1 protein-coding gene is annotated in these 327 nt (G+C 53.2%); it reads right to left on the reverse strand.

Translation table 11 applies throughout. The features are described from left to right. Positions 1-121: 121 nt before the first annotated feature. On the reverse strand, positions 122-327 hold a 206-nt coding region (locus ACUHMQ_RS21230), incomplete at its 5' end, for a hypothetical protein (RefSeq protein ID WP_445297419.1).

The raw sequence follows: 327 nt of genomic DNA on the forward strand, positions 1-327 counted from the left end.
ACGGGCTGGTTGGCAACAAAAGCGCGCTGGGGGACTGCAAGCATGACTGAACTCCGATAATAAGGAGTCAATCAGCTTGGACACTGTCCAGCGACGGCGATAGATGCTGGCCTCCGGGCATTTACCAACGTAAGGCTTTGCCCCCCATCTGCGCCAGACTCGCGAAGGGGTGTTCAACACGGGCACGGATCTTGGCAATCCGTCGGTAATCCCCCCGGAAAATAGGGGTGTGCAGAAGTAGAATTTTCTCGGATAGAGGGAGTTCTACAAAATGAAGAAATCGAGATTTTCGGACAGCCAAATCATCACCGTGCTTAAGGAGGCAGA

Source organism: Chitinimonas violaceus (assembly GCF_052601015.1).